This window comes from Rhizobium sp. SRI_017 (genome assembly GCF_057586295.1).
The window spans coordinates 78771-94259 of sequence record NZ_JBYCZP010000015.1 but is presented as its reverse complement, the minus strand read 5'-3'; the positions used below and the strand labels follow the sequence as shown (position 1 = coordinate 94259).

General features: G+C 61.1%; 12 protein-coding genes. 6 read left to right on the top strand and 6 right to left on the bottom strand.

The window, feature by feature from the left end; genetic code table 11:
- Window positions 1–29 precede the first annotated feature (29 nt).
- A complete protein-coding gene (locus AC2YI2_RS26495) occupies window positions 30–713 on the top strand; it encodes a DUF502 domain-containing protein (RefSeq protein ID WP_487389527.1) in 684 nt (227 codons plus the stop codon).
- Here the strand turns inward: AC2YI2_RS26495 and recG are convergent.
- On the bottom strand, window positions 710–2815 hold the full coding sequence (recG, locus tag AC2YI2_RS26490; RefSeq protein ID WP_487389526.1) for an ATP-dependent DNA helicase RecG: 2106 nt from the start codon (window positions 2813–2815) through the stop codon (window positions 710–712). The genes AC2YI2_RS26495 and recG overlap by 4 nt on opposite strands.
- A gap of 95 nt (window positions 2816–2910) precedes the next feature.
- Here recG and AC2YI2_RS26485 point away from each other — a divergent pair, with 95 nt between their 5' ends.
- Window positions 2911–3219 carry an FAD assembly factor SdhE gene (locus tag AC2YI2_RS26485; RefSeq protein ID WP_487389525.1) on the top strand — a complete coding sequence of 103 codons (309 nt, stop codon included), beginning with the start codon at window positions 2911–2913 and terminating at the stop codon, window positions 3217–3219.
- Window positions 3220–3248: 29 nt separating this feature from the next.
- Entirely contained in the window at window positions 3249–6755 is a 3507-nt protein-coding gene (gene mfd, locus AC2YI2_RS26480; protein WP_487389524.1) for a transcription-repair coupling factor, read from the top strand.
- A gap of 4 nt (window positions 6756–6759) precedes the next feature.
- Here mfd and AC2YI2_RS26475 read toward each other — a convergent pair whose 3' ends face one another.
- Entirely contained in the window at window positions 6760–7410 is a 651-nt protein-coding gene (locus tag AC2YI2_RS26475; protein ID WP_487389523.1) for a DsbA family oxidoreductase, read from the bottom strand.
- 10 nt (window positions 7411–7420) lie between these two features.
- A complete protein-coding gene (locus tag AC2YI2_RS26470; protein ID WP_487389522.1) occupies window positions 7421–9226 on the bottom strand; it encodes an extracellular solute-binding protein in 1806 nt (601 codons plus the stop codon).
- A 260-nt stretch (window positions 9227–9486) separates the two neighbouring features.
- Here AC2YI2_RS26470 and AC2YI2_RS26465 point away from each other — a divergent pair, with 260 nt between their 5' ends.
- Window positions 9487–10113, top strand: coding sequence for an invasion associated locus B family protein (locus tag AC2YI2_RS26465; protein ID WP_487389521.1), 627 nt, complete (start codon window positions 9487–9489; stop codon window positions 10111–10113).
- Between the two features lie 116 nt (window positions 10114–10229).
- The gene (locus tag AC2YI2_RS26460) at window positions 10230–10895 is read left to right on the top strand and encodes a DUF2161 domain-containing phosphodiesterase (RefSeq protein ID WP_487389520.1); all 666 of its coding nucleotides are present in this window, start codon (window positions 10230–10232) and stop codon (window positions 10893–10895) included.
- A gap of 254 nt (window positions 10896–11149) precedes the next feature.
- Here the strand turns inward: AC2YI2_RS26460 and ilvA are convergent, their stop codons facing one another.
- Window positions 11150–12412, bottom strand: coding sequence for a threonine ammonia-lyase (gene ilvA / locus AC2YI2_RS26455; RefSeq protein ID WP_487389519.1), 1263 nt, complete (start codon window positions 12410–12412; stop codon window positions 11150–11152).
- A 181-nt stretch (window positions 12413–12593) separates the two neighbouring features.
- On the opposite strand from ilvA, the gene gfa reads away from it, so the two are divergent.
- Window positions 12594–13163: an S-(hydroxymethyl)glutathione synthase gene (gene gfa / locus AC2YI2_RS26450; RefSeq protein ID WP_487389518.1), complete on the top strand. Its 570-nt coding sequence runs from the start codon at window positions 12594–12596 to the stop codon at window positions 13161–13163.
- A gap of 77 nt (window positions 13164–13240) precedes the next feature.
- On the opposite strand, the gene tgt is transcribed toward gfa, so the two are convergent.
- Both tgt and queA read right to left on the bottom strand, forming a co-directional pair.
- Complete coding sequence (tgt, locus tag AC2YI2_RS26445; protein ID WP_487389517.1) at window positions 13241–14371, bottom strand: tRNA guanosine(34) transglycosylase Tgt; 1131 nt, start codon at window positions 14369–14371, stop codon at window positions 13241–13243.
- Complete coding sequence (queA, locus tag AC2YI2_RS26440) at window positions 14368–15447, bottom strand: tRNA preQ1(34) S-adenosylmethionine ribosyltransferase-isomerase QueA (protein WP_487389516.1); 1080 nt, start codon at window positions 15445–15447, stop codon at window positions 14368–14370. Before queA ends, tgt begins: the two co-directional genes overlap by 4 nt.
- Window positions 15448–15489 lie beyond the last annotated feature (42 nt).

The window sequence follows — 15489 nt, the reverse complement described above, 5'->3', positions numbered from 1 at the left end:
ATCTGGGTCGACGAAACTGGGACAGACGGATGACTGAGGCGCCGCATAAGCCATCGTTCAGCGTCAGACTTCGCAACAATTTTCTGACCGGGCTCATCATCTGCGCCCCGATCGCGATCACGATCTGGCTGACCTGGACGCTGATCCAGTGGGCTGACAGCTGGGTCAAGCCGCTGATTCCAGTGCAATATCGGCCGGAGCACTATATCACTTTCGCGGTTCCCGGCTTCGGCCTGCTGATCGCGGTGATCGTCATCACCATCATCGGCGTTCTGGCGAAGAACTTCATCGGCCGGGCCATCGTCGAGTCCGGTGAATCCGTACTCGACCGGACGCCACTGGTGCGGTCGCTCTACAAGGGTCTCAAGCAGCTTTTCGAGACTGTGCTGCGGGAGCGCTCCGACTCGTTCAAGAAGGTCGGCATGATCGAGTATCCGTCGCCCGGTCTCTGGGCGCTGGTCTTCGTGGCGACCGATGCCAAAGGCGAAATTGCCTCTCGTTTCAGCCAGAACGGCATGGAGATGGCCATCGTCTTTCTGCCTCCGACGCCCATACCTACGGCGGGCTTTCTGATCTTCGTCGAGAAGAAGAAGATCATGGAATTGGACATGTCGACCGAAGATGCTGCCAAGCTGCTGATTTCTGGCGGTCTTGTCTCGCCAGACTGGACTCCGAAGAAGATACCGGCGCCGCCTTCGATCTCGGCGGCTTAGCCGGCCTTTAGAAAGCGGATCGCCTCGTCGCGGCGGAAGAGGTAGAGCAGCACGCGGATCGCCTGGCCGCGCGCGCTTTCGAGTTCCGGATCCCGATCCAGCAGGTAATGGGCATCCTTGCGGGCGATTTCGAGCAGGTCGCCATGGGCCTCGAGACTCGCGATGGCGAAACCCGGCGTGCCCGACTGCCGCGTTCCAAGCAGCTCGCCTTCGCCGCGGAGCCTGAGATCCTCCTCGGCGATCAGGAAGCCATCCTCGGTCTCCCGCATGATCTTCAGCCGCGCTTCGGCATTCGGGCTCAACCGGCCGGAATAGAGCAGGATGCAGCTGGACGCCTCGTTGCCACGCCCGACGCGGCCACGGAGCTGGTGCAGCTGGGCGAGACCGAAGCGCTCGGCATGCTCGATCACCATGATGGTCGCGTCGGGCACGTCGACGCCGACCTCGATGACGGTGGTGGCGACGAGCAGGCGCGTCTCGCCGCGCTTGAAGCCGGCCATGACCTCGTCCTTCTCTTGTCCGCTCATGCGGCCATGTATAAGAGCCACCTGACTGCCGAAGAACTGCGACAGGACGGCATGTCGCTCCTCGACCGACATGAGGTTGCTTTCCTCGGTTTCCTCGACCAGCGGGCAGATCCAGTAGACCTTGCGGCCGTCGGCGACGGCGGTTTGCAGGCGATGGATGATCTCGTCGAGCCGCTCACCCGGCACGATCACCGTCTGGATCGGCTTGCGACCAGCCGGCTTCTCGGTGAGTTTTGACACGTCCATGTCGCCAAACGCGGCGAGAACCAGCGTTCGAGGAATTGGTGTCGCCGTCATCACCAGCATATGCGGGGAGATGCCTTTTGCCGTCAGCCGCAGCCGCTGATGGACGCCGAAGCGATGCTGCTCGTCGACAACGGCGAGCTGGAGATTGTGATAGGCGACATTGTCCTGGAAAAGTGCATGGGTGCCGATGACAATATCGATCTCGCCGGCGGCGATGCGCGCGAGCAGATCGTCGCGCTCGCGGCCCTTGGTGCGGCCGGTGAAGACCTCGATCCGGGTGTCGGTGTTACGGGCCATTGTTGACAGGGTAGCGAAATGCTGGCGCGCCAGGATTTCGGTTGGCGCCATCAACACCGCCTGGCCGCCCACCTCGACCACCGCCATCATCGCCATCAATGCCACGACAGTCTTGCCCGATCCGACATCGCCCTGGAGCAGGCGCAGCATGCGATCCTCGCCGGCCATGTCTTTCAGGATGTCAGCCACCGCGTCCGACTGGCTGCGTGTCAGTGAGAAGGGCAGGGCGTCGATGACGAGCTTGGACAGCTTGCCGGTGGGATGGATCGGCACGCCGGGCGACTTGCGCAGCCGTGAGCGGACGAGCGCGAGCGAGAGCTGGCCGGCGAGGAATTCGTCGTAGGCGAGGCGGCGGCGAACCGGCGCCTGCGGGTCAATATCCTTCTCGTCGCGAGGATGGTGGATCTCCCGGAGCGCTTCCGATGTCGTCTTGAAGCCCTCCTGCTTCAGGAGGCTGGGGTCGAGCCATTCCGGCAGGTCCGGCACCTTGGCGACCGCTGCTTCGATCGTCTTGCGCAGAACCTTGGCAGACAAGCCAGCGGTCATCGGATAGATCGGTTCGACCAGCGGCAGGCTTTCACCCTCTGCAATCCGGGCGACATGATCGGGATGGACCATCGATGGACGGCCGTTGAACCAATCCACCTTGCCACTGACCATAACTGTCTCGTCGACAGGCAAAGATTTCTCCAGCCAGTTGCCCTTGGCGCGGAAAAAGACGAGAGCGAGTTCGCCGGTATCATCCTGCAGGAAGACCCGGTAGGGCATATTCGGATTGCCGCGCGGCGGCGGCTGGTGGCGATCGACTCGGGCGGTCACGGTGACGATCGTGCCTTGCGGCGCAAGGGCGATTCCCGGCTGCTTGCGGCGATCGATGATCGACGTCGGTGCGTGCAGGACGAGATCGATGATCCGGCAGTCTTCGATGGTGTCACGCCCGAGCAGCCGCGCGTAGAGTTCGCCGGTCTTTGCGCCGATGCCGGGCAGGGACGAAAGCGAAGCAAAAAGCGGATCGAGGAGCGAGGGGCGCATGAACCCTTCTTCCCAATTCAGACGTCGATTGGCAAGGCTGACAAGCCCGTCGACAGGCTATATAGAGGCGCCATCAATTCAAGGACTCTTGCCCGATGACCGGCAGTACTATCACCAGCGCTGAACTCGATCCCCGCCGCAGGCGGCTGCTGTTTCGCGCCTGGCACCGCGGCATCCGCGAGATGGACCTGATCCTTGGTCAGTTCGCGGACAACGAGCTTGCCGGTATCGTCGATGCCGACCTCGACGAGTTCGAGGCCATTCTCGGCGAGGACGACAACGATCTCTTCAAGTGGATCTGCGGCAAGGCAGAAACACCGCCGCATCTCAAGACGCCCCTGTTTCGGAAGATTACCGCCTTCCGGCCGGAAGAGGCCTTCCCGTCCATAGCAATCAAATCCTGATCCATTCGCAGTCATTTCAAGGCATTCCCATGATTCCCGGCTTCGATCCCAAGGCATTGCTCGGGGATAACAAGAGCTTCACCATCGGCAACGTGCCGCCCGGCATGGAGGCGCTGGTGCTGGCGCTGCTCGCCCAGACCGGCCAGCCGGTCGCCTATGTCCTGTCCGACGGGCAACACATGGCCGATGTCGAGCAGATGCTCGCCTTCCACGCGCCCGAGATTCCGGTACTGACATTGCCGGGCTGGGACTGCCTGCCCTATGACCGCGTGTCGCCCGGCACGGATATTTCCGCAAGAAGGCTTGCGGCACTTGCGGGACTCGCCTCCTTCCACAAGAAGCCGCATCCGGCGATCGTGCTGACGACCGCGAATGCGATCGTGCAGCGCCTGCCCCCGCAGGATGCCATTGCCGCGATGACGTTCTCGGCCCGGCCGGGGCAGGTGATCCGCATGGAAGAGATTGCTTCGATGCTGGAGCGCAATGGCTTCGAACGGAACTCGACAGTGCGCGAGGTCGGCGAGTTCGCCGTTCGTGGCGGCATTCTCGATGTCTTCATGCCCGACAGCGATCAGCCGATGCGGCTCGACTTCTTCGGTGACACGCTGGAGACAATTCGCTACTTCGACCCGGCGACCCAGCGCACCACAGGCACGGCGAAATCGCTGTCGATCAATCCGATGAGCGAAGTGTCGCTCAATCCCGACTTGATCAGCCGGTTCCGGAAGAACTACCTGACGCTGTTCGGCGCCGCGACGCGGGACGATGCACTTTATCAGGCCATTTCCGAAGGACGCCGCTATCCAGGCATGGAGCACTGGCTGCCGCTCTATTACGATCACTTGGAAACCGTGCTCGACTACCTCGAGGGTTTCCGGGTCTTCACGGACCACACGCTGCACGAGTCCGTCGAGGAACGCTTCAAGCTGATCTCTGATTACTACGAGGCCCGCGTCGATTCCGCCAAACCGCAGAAGGGCACGACTCAGTCCGCACCCTACAAGCCGCTGCCGCCACACCAGCTGTATCTCTCGGGTGAACAGGTTCGGCTTGCCTTGAGGGAAAAGGGCGCCATACGCCTCTCGCCCTTCAACGAAGCGGACGCGGATGCGAGAAGGGTCGTGAACATCGATGCCCGGCCAGGCGTGCAATGGGCAACGGCGGCAGCTGAAAAGCCGGGCGAGGAACGCGAGAACGTCTTTACCTCTGCCGTGAAGCACGTGGCTGATCATCGGGCGCGAGGCGACAAGGTGCTGGTGTCCGGATGGACCGAGGGCTCCTTGGATCGCTTGCTTCAGGTGTTGGCGGAACATGGCCTGGAAAAAGTCGTGCCGGTTGCGAGCCTTGCCGAAATGGGCAAGCTCAAGCCGGGCGAGGCCGGGGCAACCGCGTTGTCGCTCGAACGCGGTTTTGAGACCGGTAAACTGATCGTCATTGGCGAGCAGGACATCCTTGGCGACCGCTTGGTCCGGCGCTCGAAGCGCCGCAAGCGCGCTGCCGACTTCATTTCCGAAGCGACGTCGCTCGAAGCCGGTTCGATCGTCGTCCATGCCGAGCATGGCATCGGCCGCTTCATGGGCCTGACGACCATCACGGCCGTGGGTGCGCCGCATGAATGCCTCGAACTGCAATATGCCGGTGGCGACAAGCTGTTCCTGCCGGTCGAGAATATCGAACTCCTGTCGCGCTATGGCTCCGAAGGGACCGAGGCCTCGCTCGACAAGCTGGGCGGCGTTGCCTGGCAGGCGCGCAAGGCCAAGCTCAAGAAGCGGCTGCTCGACATGGCGGCGGGTCTCATCAAGATCGCAGCCGAGCGCACGATGCGCCGCGCGCCGGTGCTCGCCGCACCGGAGGGGCTGTATGACGAGTTTGCCGCTCGTTTCCCCTATGACGAGACTGACGACCAGGCCACCGCAATCGACTCCGTCAAGGACGATCTCGCGGCCGGCAAGCCGATGGACAGGCTCATCTGCGGCGACGTCGGCTTCGGCAAGACGGAAGTGGCGTTGCGCGCCGCGTTTATTACCGCAATGAATGGCGGGCAGGTCGCGGTCGTGGTGCCGACGACGCTGCTCTCTCGTCAGCATTTCAAGACCTTCAGTGAACGCCTTCGCGGCTTCCCGATCAAGGTGCGGCAAGCGTCGCGGCTGGTTCCGGCCAAGGAGCTGAACGAAACCAAGAAGGCACTTGCCGAGGGCAAGGTCGATGTTGTCGTCGGCACGCATGCACTGCTCGGCGCCGGCATCAATTTCGCCAATCTCGGCCTTCTGATCGTCGACGAAGAGCAGCATTTCGGTGTCAAGCACAAGGAGCGGCTCAAGGAACTTAAAAGTGATGTGCACGTGCTGACGCTGTCGGCGACTCCGATCCCGCGCACGCTGCAATTGGCGCTGACCGGTGTCCGCGAGCTGTCGCTGATCACGACGGCGCCGGTCGATCGCATGGCGGTGCGCACCTTCATCTCGCCGTTTGATCCGCTCGTGATCCGCGAGACGCTGATGCGCGAGCATTACCGCGGCGGCCAGAGTTTTTATGTCTGTCCGCGGATCTCCGATCTCGACGAAATTCATATCTTCCTGCGCGAGGCAGTGCCCGAATTGAAGATCGCGATCGCGCATGGACAGATGCCACCGGGCGAGCTCGATGACATCATGAACGCGTTCTATGATGGCAAATACGATGTGCTGCTGTCGACCACGATCGTCGAATCCGGCCTCGACGTGCCGACAGCCAATACGCTGATCGTCCATCGCGCCGATATGTTTGGATTGGCCCAGCTCTATCAGATCCGCGGCCGTGTGGGCCGGTCGAAGGTCCGGGCATTCGCGCTGCTGACGCTGCCCGTGAACAAGGTTCTGACCACCAATGCCGACAAGCGGCTTAAGGTGCTGCAGTCGCTCGATTCCCTGGGTGCCGGCTTCCAGCTCGCAAGCCACGACCTCGACCTGCGCGGCGCCGGCAACCTGCTTGGCGAGGAGCAGTCCGGTCACATCAAGGAAGTCGGTTTCGAACTCTACCAGCAGATGCTCGAAGAGGCCGTTGCCGAGGTCAAGGGCGACGAGGAGATCAGCGATTCCGGCTGGTCGCCGCAGATCCAGGTTGGTGCGGCCGTGATGATCCCGGAACACTATGTGCCGGATCTCAATCTGCGCATGGCGCTCTATCGTCGCCTTGGCGAACTCACTGAGCTCAAGGAGATCGATGGCTTCGGAGCCGAGTTGATCGACCGTTTCGGACCGATGCCGGTCGAGGTCGAACATCTCTTGAAGGTGGTCTACATAAAGTCGCTGTGCCGCACGGCGAATGTCGAGAAGCTAGAAGCGGGGCCGAAGGGTGTGGTCGTGCAGTTCCGGAACAGGGAGTTTCCGAACCCGGCCGGGCTGGTCGAGTACATTTCCCGCCAGGGCACGCTCGCCAAGATCCGGCCGGACCACAGCGTGTTCCTGGCGCGTGACCTGCCGGCACCCGACAAGCGTCTGACGGCAGCTGCGCAGGTCATGACCCACCTGGCCGGGATCGTGGCGAGAGCGGCCTAGGGATCTACGACTTCATTCCGGCGATCTGCCGCAGCGCGTTGGTGAAGACATCGACGCCCTGGGCACCTGAAATCGCGTATTTTCCTTCGACCACAAAGAAGGGCACGCCGTTGACGCCCATGCGCTGGGCATTGGCGATTTCCTGCCGGATCGTGTCGCGATCCTCGTCGGTGGCGAGACGTTGTGTCACCTCCTCACCATCCATGCCGCAGGCGCTTGCTATCTCGGCCAGAACCTCATGGTCGCCGACATTGCGGCCCTCGACGAAGTTCGCCGTGAAGAGAGCATGCGCCACGTTGCCCTGCAATTCCGCTCCTACCTGGCCGGCCCAAAGTAGCAGGCGATGGGCATCAAGCGTGTTGGGAAAGACCTTTGCCTTGTCCAGTGCGAATGGCAGACCGATCTCCGCACCCATCTTGGTCAGCATTTCATGCGATTGGCGAACGCGCTCGGGGCCGCCGATCTTGCGGGAGAGATAGTCGAAGGTGTCGAAACCTTCAGGTGGCGCGTTGGGTTCGAGTTGATGGGGCTTCCACGTGACATCGGCCTTGATTTCTGACGAGAGTGCTTCCAAGGCCAGCCCCAGTCGTCGCTGACCGAGATAGCACCACGGGCAGACGACGTCGGAAATGATATCGATTTGAATATGCTGCATGAGGATTTCCCTACTGCGCCCTCTGATCCCACCAGGCCGGCAGGTAGGCGCCGTAGAGCGGAATGCGATCGGGATGGTTGATGTGCTTCCAGCGCGCGTACCATTGTTCACCAATGTGGTATAGCGGGATCAGATAGTGTCCGGCCACCAGGAGGCGATCATGCGCCCGGACGGCGGCTTGGAACGCGTCGTCGGTCTTGGCCGTCAGGATATTCTGGATCATCCGGTCGATATCTGGACTGGCCGCGCCGGCAAAATTCTCACTGCCTTCGGTCTCACGTGCCTTCGAATCCCAGCGACGGATCTGTTCGAGGCCCGGCGATAGCGAGGCCGGATAACTCTTGAGGATCATGTCGTAGTCGAACCTCTGCGTGCGCTCCTGATACTGGGAGTCGTCGACGGTCCGGATCGAGACGGTGATGCCGAGCGGCGCCAGATTGCGCTGATAGGCGAGCGCGATCTTTTCCTGCTCCAGGTTCTGGCTCAGGATCTCGAAGGCAAACGGTTTTCCGTCGGGCGCGAGCATCTTGCTGCCGGCGAGCTTGAAGCCGGCGGATTTCAGCAGGTCGAAAGCCTGCTTCAGGATCTTTCGGTCCCGGCCAGAGGCGTCTGTCACCGGCAGCTGATAATCGCCCTTGAGGATCGCGGACGACAATTGCTTTTGCGCGTTGCCGAGAAGTTCGAGTTCCAGCGGGTCTGCCGGCACGCCAAGACTTGAAAGCGACGAGTTCTGCCAGAAGCTCTGGGTTCGCTTGTAGGCGTTCTCGTAGAAGTTCTTGTTCAGCCATTCGAAATCGAAGGCCAGGGTCAGCGCCTCACGCACCTTGGGGTCTGCGAAGATCGGCCTGCGGGTATTGAAGACCATGCCGAACATCGTGGCGGGCAGGCCGGGTTTGAACGTGTCCTTGACCACTTTGCCTGACGTCACGGCGGGAAAGTCATAACTGCGCTTCCACCGCGTCGGCGATCCCTCGACATAAAGATCGACCTCGCCCTTCTTGAAGGCTTCGAAAAGGGAGTTGTCCTGGAGAAAATATTCGACCGAGACCTGATCATAGTTATCCAGGCCGATCTTGGTGGGCAGGTCCTTGGCCCAATAGTCCGGGTCGCGCTCGTAGACGATCTTCTCGCCAGCCCGGACCTGCTTCACGAGATATGGCCCCGACCCAATGGGCGGAACGAGGCTGGTCTGATCGAAGCCATCGACCTTCGTGGCATGTTTCGGGAACACCGGAGAGAGCGCGAGGAGAAGCGGGAATTCACGGTCGGCGTCCGCGGTGAAGGTGAATTTCACCGAGCGCTCGCCGATTTTCTCCATCTTCGCGACCTTGTCGAGGCGCGTCGAGAAAGGCGGGCGTCCTTTGTCGCGCATCAGTTCGAAGGAGAAGATGACGTCTTCCGGCGTGACCGGCTTGCCGTCGGACCAATGGGCCTTGGGGTTGAGATTGAACTGCATGAAGGTCCGAGCATCGTCCCATTCGACCGTTTCGGCGAGAAGGCCGTACATGGTGAAGGGCTCGTCCTTCGAGCGCATCATCAGGGGCTCGATGATGAAGTTGCCGTATTCCGGATCCCACATGCCGCGGGCCGTCGTGCGGAAGCCTTTGACGATGAAAGGATTGAGCGAATTGAACGTGCCTACAACGCCATAGGCGATCTTTCCGCCCTTCTTGACGTCTGGATTGACGTAAGGGAAGTGCGTGAAGCCCGCGGGCAGGGCAGGCGTGCCGTGCATGGAAATGCCGTGCAGCGGTTCTCCAAGGGCGAGACCGGTGTAGAACAGGGATGCGATGAGCGAAAGGAGCAGTCTGGACACGGGCGTTTCCTGTTGGAGGCGTGCGATTCACGGTGGCCGAATCTATCAATACCCGCCGCCTTGTCCAACGTGGCTGCTGAAATTAACAAAATGCCGAAAGCCTGAGAAACTAGGGCTGGATATTCTGTCAAGGCCGATGTAACAGGTGCTTCCATAACTTCTGCGGGTCATGTATTTGCCTCATTTGACCGGCAGGACGGCTTCGGTTTCGGACGGCCCACCAGGCGCCGCCCATTGGGATTGCGAAACGGGAAAACACTATGAACTTGACTTTCAAGACCGCCATGCGGACGGGTCTCGCCGCGCTTACCTTCCTCTCCGCAGCGGTGAGCTTGCCGGTGGTTGCCTCGGCGCAGACGGCGCCCCAGGCGCCGCAGGGCTGGTTCAAGGTCTGCGACAAGCAGAATGAAAACGAAGTCTGCTCCATCCGCAACATTCTGACCGCCAATACCGGGCAGCTGATCACCGCTGTTGCGATCATCGACGTCAAGGGCAAGGTGAACCGCAAGTTCATGCAGGTCTCGGTACCTTCGGCGCGTCTCGTGCCTCCGGGCATCCTGATGCAGATTGATGGCGGCAAGGGCTCCAAGCTCGATTACGCTGTTTGCATGCCCGACCTCTGCATCGCAGAGTTGGCGCTGACCGATGGCATTATTGCCAACCTGAAGAAGGGCAAGGAAGTGGTCTTCACTTCGATCAACTTCCAGCGCGCCCCGAACCCGATCAAGATGTCGCTGCAGGGCTTCACCGGCGTGTTTGACGGCCCGGCCATGGAACAGTCCAAGCTGGAGGAGCGTCAGCGCCTGCTGCAGGAAGAAATGCAGAAGAAGGCCGAGGAAGCGCGCAAGAAGCTGGAAGACGCTCAGAACGCCGCCAAGGCGCAGTAAGACTTGATCCAACACGGATCATGGAAGGCCCGGGATCGTTTCCCGGGCCTTTTCATTTGTGGCGACGGCGGCGCTGGATTGATAGCCTCTCGCGACGATTCTCCGATGCGGACACAATGGAAACTTCACTCTATCAGCCAGTCAAGATGTTCCTCGAGGCCGCCGGCTATGAGGTCAAAGGCGAAGTCGGCGGCTGCGACCTCGTCGGACTGAGTGCCGTCGATCCGCCCGTTGTCGTGATCTGTGAGCTCAAGCTGACCTTCAATCTGGAACTTATCCTGCAGGCTGTCGATCGGGCAGCGGTATCGGACGAAGTCTGGATTGCCGCCAGGATCTCGGCCAAGGGCAGGGGGCGCGAAGCGGATCGACGCTATCGCGATCTCTGTCGCCGGCTCGGCATCGGCATGCTGGGTGTTTCGGACCGTGGCGAAGTCAGTATCATCGTGAGCTCCGTCTCTCCGATGCCACGGACCAATCCGAAGCGTCGCACACGGCTCGTGCGCGAACACCAGCGGCGGCGCGGAGATCCGACATTGGGCGGCAGCACGCGAAAACCGATCATGACAGCCTATCGGCAGCAGGCCGTGCTTTGCGCCGAAGCGCTCCGGGCTGGGCCGCTGCGGCCGCGGGACATAAAGGCTCAGGTTCCCAACGCGGGAAAGATCCTGCTGAGCAATGTCTATGGCTGGTTTGAACGGGTAACGCCCGGCATCTACCAGCTTACGGAGGTGGGCTACACGATGCTATCGGTGGCGGCAAAGGACAAGGCAGGTGATCACTAGGCGACGCGATCTTGCCAGGCGGCGGACATATCGCGAGCGTTCCCCATATGCCGGTGGTGCCAACGGTGGCTGCGGCCATCAGCGCAATAGCGAGACCACGCATTGCATTGTGCAGACGTCCCAGACATCCAGGCCTGTTTCGAACCGGTCAGGCCAAGCCTCTGATCTGAAAGTATCAATTTCAGTTCCATAATCTATCTTATGCGATCTTTGTGTATAGGCGGAGACGCCACCCGATCTGCACTTCAACGCCGTCAGATCAAGAAGTTTGCCAGGGTCTCGTTTTCGCTGATATCCTCATAGGATAGCCCTGCCGCTTCGATGCGCTCGAACAACCCGGTGAAATTCTGCGACGATGTCGTTTCGATGCCGAGCAGAACCGAGCCGAAATTGCGCGCCGACTTCTTCAGATATTCGAAGCGTGCAATGTCGTCGTCCGGGCCGAGCAGCGTGAGGAAGTCGCGCAACGCGCCGGGACGCTGCGGCAGACGCAGCACGAAATATTTCTTGAGCCCCTGGTAGCGCATGGCGCGCTCCTTGACGTCGGGCAGCCGTTCGAAGTCGAAATTGCCGCCTGAGACGACGCAGACCACGGTCTTGCCCTTGAGTTGTTCCCGGCCCATCCGATCGAGCGCGGCAATCGAAAGCGCACCGGCGGGCTCGAGCACGACGCCTTCGACATTCAGCATATCGATCATCGTCACGCAGATCGCGTTTTCAGGCACCAGCATGACCTGGATGCTGTCGAACTTGGCGAGCGCCTTGAAATTGAGCTCGCCGATCCGGGCCACGGCAGCGCCATCGACGAAGTTGTCGACCTTGGGCAGCGTCACGATATGACCTGTCTCGAGGCTCCGCTTGAGGCTGGGTGCGCCGGAGGGCTCGATGAACAAGAAGTCCTCGTCCTGGATGATGCCTTCGAGATAGCCGGTCATGCCCGCCGAGAGGCCGCCACCGCCGACTGGCATCACCATGAAATCAGGCACGGCGTCATCCGGCAGCTGGGACATGATCTCGGCCGCCACAGTGGCCTGCCCTTCGATTATATCGGCGTGATCGAAAGGCGGAACCATATAGCCGCCAGTCACCTCGACGAAGGTGCGGGCTGCGGCATAGCACTGATCGAAGATGTCGCCGACGAGCTTGATCTCGATCATGCCGCCGCCGAAGATCCGGGTCTTCTCGATCTTCTGCTGCGGCGTGGTGACTGGCATGAAAACAACACCCTTGACGCCGAAGTGGCGGCAGACGAAGGCGAAGCCTTGGGCATGATTGCCGGCTGAGGCGCAAACGAATGTCTCGCCGTTTTCAGGCTTCTGGCCGCCCTTGGCGATGACCTTGCGCATGAAATTAAAGGCGCCGCGGATCTTGTAGGAGCGGACCGGCGTCAGGTCTTCGCGCTTCAACCAGATATCGGCACCGAAGCGGTTGGAAAGATGCTGATTGTATTGCAGCGGCGTCTCGGGAAAGAGCCCACGCATCACCTCAAGCGCCGTTTCAACATCTGCCCTGTTCATTGTCGTCGTCCCATTCCCGATATCGGCCATCCTATCGCATGAAGACCGGACAGCAAAAAGCGTTTCACGCGGCCAAGCGGTACGGTGCGGCGATCCGCGCTGCGGATTTGCACATTGCCACCGCTCGGAAGGCGTGAAACACTGGCAGTGCTGGAATGTTACTCAAGTGGGAGGACTTGCGATGACAGTTGCCTTGCATCCATCTATCGACAATGGCGTCAAACCGGGAAGCGGAAGCTTTGCCGGCGGTACCCTCACCTGCCTTTGCACGTCGAGAACCGTCAAGCTGAAGATCAAGGGAGATGTTGCCCACAATCACGCCTGCGGCTGCACCAAATGCTGGAAGCCGGCGGGAGCCATCTTTTCGGTTGTCGCCGTGACGGGCACCGAGAATGTCGAGGTCGTTGAAAATGGCGACAAGCTCGCTGTCGTCGATCCAGCCGCCCTCATCCAGCGCAACGCTTGCAAGGAATGCGGCGTTCATATGTATGGTCCGGTGGAAAAGGAACATGGCTTCAAGGGCTTGAGCTTCATCCATCCGGAGCGTTTCGCGGAATCCGGATCTGCCGCGCCGGGCTTTGCCGCCTTCGTTTCGTCGGTCATTGAGTCAGGTGTCAGCCCGAGCCGGATGGATGCAATCCGCGCGCGATTTAGGGAGCTTGGGCTCGAACCCTATGATTGCCTTAATCCGCCGCTGATGGATTATTTGGCGACCGTTTCGGCGAAGAAGCTGGGGACGTTCAGGGAGTAGCCTGACCTATTCAAGAACGAACCCCTCCTAAGTCTTCCGCTTGTCGAGAGGATTTGGGAGGGGTTTTGGCCGAGCGCTTAAGCCGGCTCGAGATCTCCCCTCGCCCAGTTCTCCTGCGTCTCCGCCATGAAGTCCGCGAACCGCCCCTCGTCGATCGCCTTGCGGATGCCGCTCATCAGGTCCTGATAGTAGCTTAGGTTGTTCCAGGTCAGCAGCATGCTACCGAGCGCCTCGTTGGAGCGGACGAGATGATGCAGATAGGCCCGCGAATAATCTCGCGCGGCCGGGCATGACGATTCGTCGTCGAGCGGGCGCATGTCCTCGGCGTGGCGGGCGTTGCGGATATTGACCTTGCCGCGGCGGGTGAAGGCCAGGCCGTGGCGGCCAGAGCGGGTCGGCATCACACAATCGAACATATCAATGCCGCGGGCGACGGATTTCAGGATGTCGTCAGGCGTACCGACGCCCATGAGATAGCGCGGCTTCTCGGTCGGCAGGTGCGGATTGACCGTGTCGATCATGTCAAGCATCACAGCCTGCGGTTCGCCGACGGCGAGGCCGCCGATAGCATAGCCCTTCAGATCAAGGGCGCGCAGCGCCTCGGCGCTTTTCACGCGGAGACCCGGCTGATCGCCGCCCTGGACAATGCCGAACATCGCCTTGCCGGGCTGGTTTCCGAATGCGACCTTGCAACGCTCGGCCCAACGGATGGACATTTCCATGGCCCGCTCGATCTCCTTCGGGTCGGCCGGCAGTGCGATGCATTCGTCGAGCTGCATCTGGATATCGGAACCGAGCAGGCCCTGGATCTCGATCGAGCGCTCCGGCGACATGTGATGCAGCGAGCCGTCGAGATGGCTCTTGAATGTCACGCCCTTCTCGTCGAGCTTGCGCAGGCCCGAGAGCGACATGACCTGGAAACCGCCGGAATCGGTGAGGATCGGATGCGACCAGCGGATCAGTTCATGCAGACCGCCGAGGCGGGCCACACGCTCGGGACCGGGCCGCAGCATCAGGTGATAGGTGTTGCCGAGGATGATATCGGCACCGGTATCGCGCACCTGGTCGAGATACATCGCCTTGACCGTGCCGACGGTGCCGACAGGCATGAAGGCGGGTGTTCGGATCGTGCCGCGCGGCATTGAGACCTCCCCTCGCCGCGCCTTGCCGTCGGTCTTCAGCAATGTGAACTTGAATTCGCTGTTCATCGGTCTTTCCGGAAAAGCAGGCTGGCATCGCCGTAGGAATAGAAGCGATAGCCGGATTGGATGGCGTGATCGTAGGCCGACTTCATCGTTTCTATGCCTGAAAAAGCGGAGACCAGCATGAAGAGAGTCGAACGCGGCAAATGAAAATTGGTGAGAAGCATATCGACCGCGCGGAAGCGGTAACCGGGCGTGATGAAGATATCGGTGGCGCCTGCCCAGGGACGGATCAAGCCATCCTCGCCTGCGGCGCTTTCAAGCAGGCGGAGTGACGTCGTGCCGACGGAGATGATACGGCCGCCCCTCGCCTTCACGGCATTCAACCGCTCCGCCGTCGCAGCATCGATATAGCCGCTCTCGAAATGCATCACGTGATCTTCCGTGTCGTCGGCCTTGACGGGCAGGAAGGTCCCTGCCCCGACATGCAGCGTGACGAAGATCCGCTCGACGCCTTTTTGATCCAGCTTTTCAAAGAGTTGCGGCGTGAAATGAAGACCGGCGGTGGGAGCCGCGACCGCGCCCTCTTCCCTTGCGTAAATCGTCTGATAGTCGGCGCGATCCTGAGCATCTTCGTCGCGCTTGGAGGCAATGTAGGGCGGCAGCGGAATGTGGCCGACGGTGGCGATCGCCTCGTCGAGGGTAGGGCCGGAAAAATCGAAGTGCAGCGTCACTTCGCCGGCATCGCCCTTTTCTTCCACTGTGGCATCGATCGCTCCCAGCAGGCAGAGATCGCCCCGATCGCCGAAGCGAATGCGGTCGCCGACCTTGATACGCTTGCCGGGGCGGGCGAAGGCCTTCCAACGATCCGGGCCGATCCGCATATGCAGCGTGGCCGAAACGCTTGACAGATTTCCGTCGCGTTCGCGCATGCCCTCAAGCTGGGCCGGGATGACCTTTGTGTCGTTGAAGACGAGCGCATCACCCGGACGAAGCAGGTCGGCGAGATCGCGCACCTGCCGCTCTTCGAACCTGTCCCTCGAGGGGTCGACGACGAGCAGTCGCGCGGAATCGCGCGGGTTCGCCGGTCGCAAGGCGATCCGTTCGTCAGGCAGGTCGAAGTCGAAGAGGTCTACGCGCATGTGAGCTTGTGGGCGGGGCTCCCCTGCTGAGGGAACGGATGG

What these genes read in the sequence shown, in the direction of transcription:
- ilvA (WP_487389519.1), bottom strand. Translation starts at nt 12,412, where the DNA reads ATGAACAGGGCAGATGTTGAAACGGCGCTTGAGGTGATGCGTGGGCTC.
- mfd (WP_487389524.1), top strand. Translation starts at nt 3,249, where the DNA reads ATGATTCCCGGCTTCGATCCCAAGGCATTGCTCGGGGATAACAAGAGC.
- AC2YI2_RS26465 (WP_487389521.1), top strand. Translation starts at nt 9,487, where the DNA reads ATGAACTTGACTTTCAAGACCGCCATGCGGACGGGTCTCGCCGCGCTT.
- AC2YI2_RS26475 (WP_487389523.1), bottom strand. Translation starts at nt 7,410, where the DNA reads ATGCAGCATATTCAAATCGATATCATTTCCGACGTCGTCTGCCCGTGG.
- gfa (WP_487389518.1), top strand. Translation starts at nt 12,594, where the DNA reads ATGACAGTTGCCTTGCATCCATCTATCGACAATGGCGTCAAACCGGGA.
- recG (WP_487389526.1), bottom strand. Translation starts at nt 2,815, where the DNA reads ATGCGCCCCTCGCTCCTCGATCCGCTTTTTGCTTCGCTTTCGTCCCTG.
- tgt (WP_487389517.1), bottom strand. Translation starts at nt 14,371, where the DNA reads ATGAACAGCGAATTCAAGTTCACATTGCTGAAGACCGACGGCAAGGCG.
- queA (WP_487389516.1), bottom strand. Translation starts at nt 15,447, where the DNA reads ATGCGCGTAGACCTCTTCGACTTCGACCTGCCTGACGAACGGATCGCC.
- AC2YI2_RS26485 (WP_487389525.1), top strand. Translation starts at nt 2,911, where the DNA reads ATGACCGGCAGTACTATCACCAGCGCTGAACTCGATCCCCGCCGCAGG.
- AC2YI2_RS26460 (WP_487389520.1), top strand. Translation starts at nt 10,230, where the DNA reads ATGGAAACTTCACTCTATCAGCCAGTCAAGATGTTCCTCGAGGCCGCC.
- AC2YI2_RS26495 (WP_487389527.1), top strand. Translation starts at nt 30, where the DNA reads ATGACTGAGGCGCCGCATAAGCCATCGTTCAGCGTCAGACTTCGCAAC.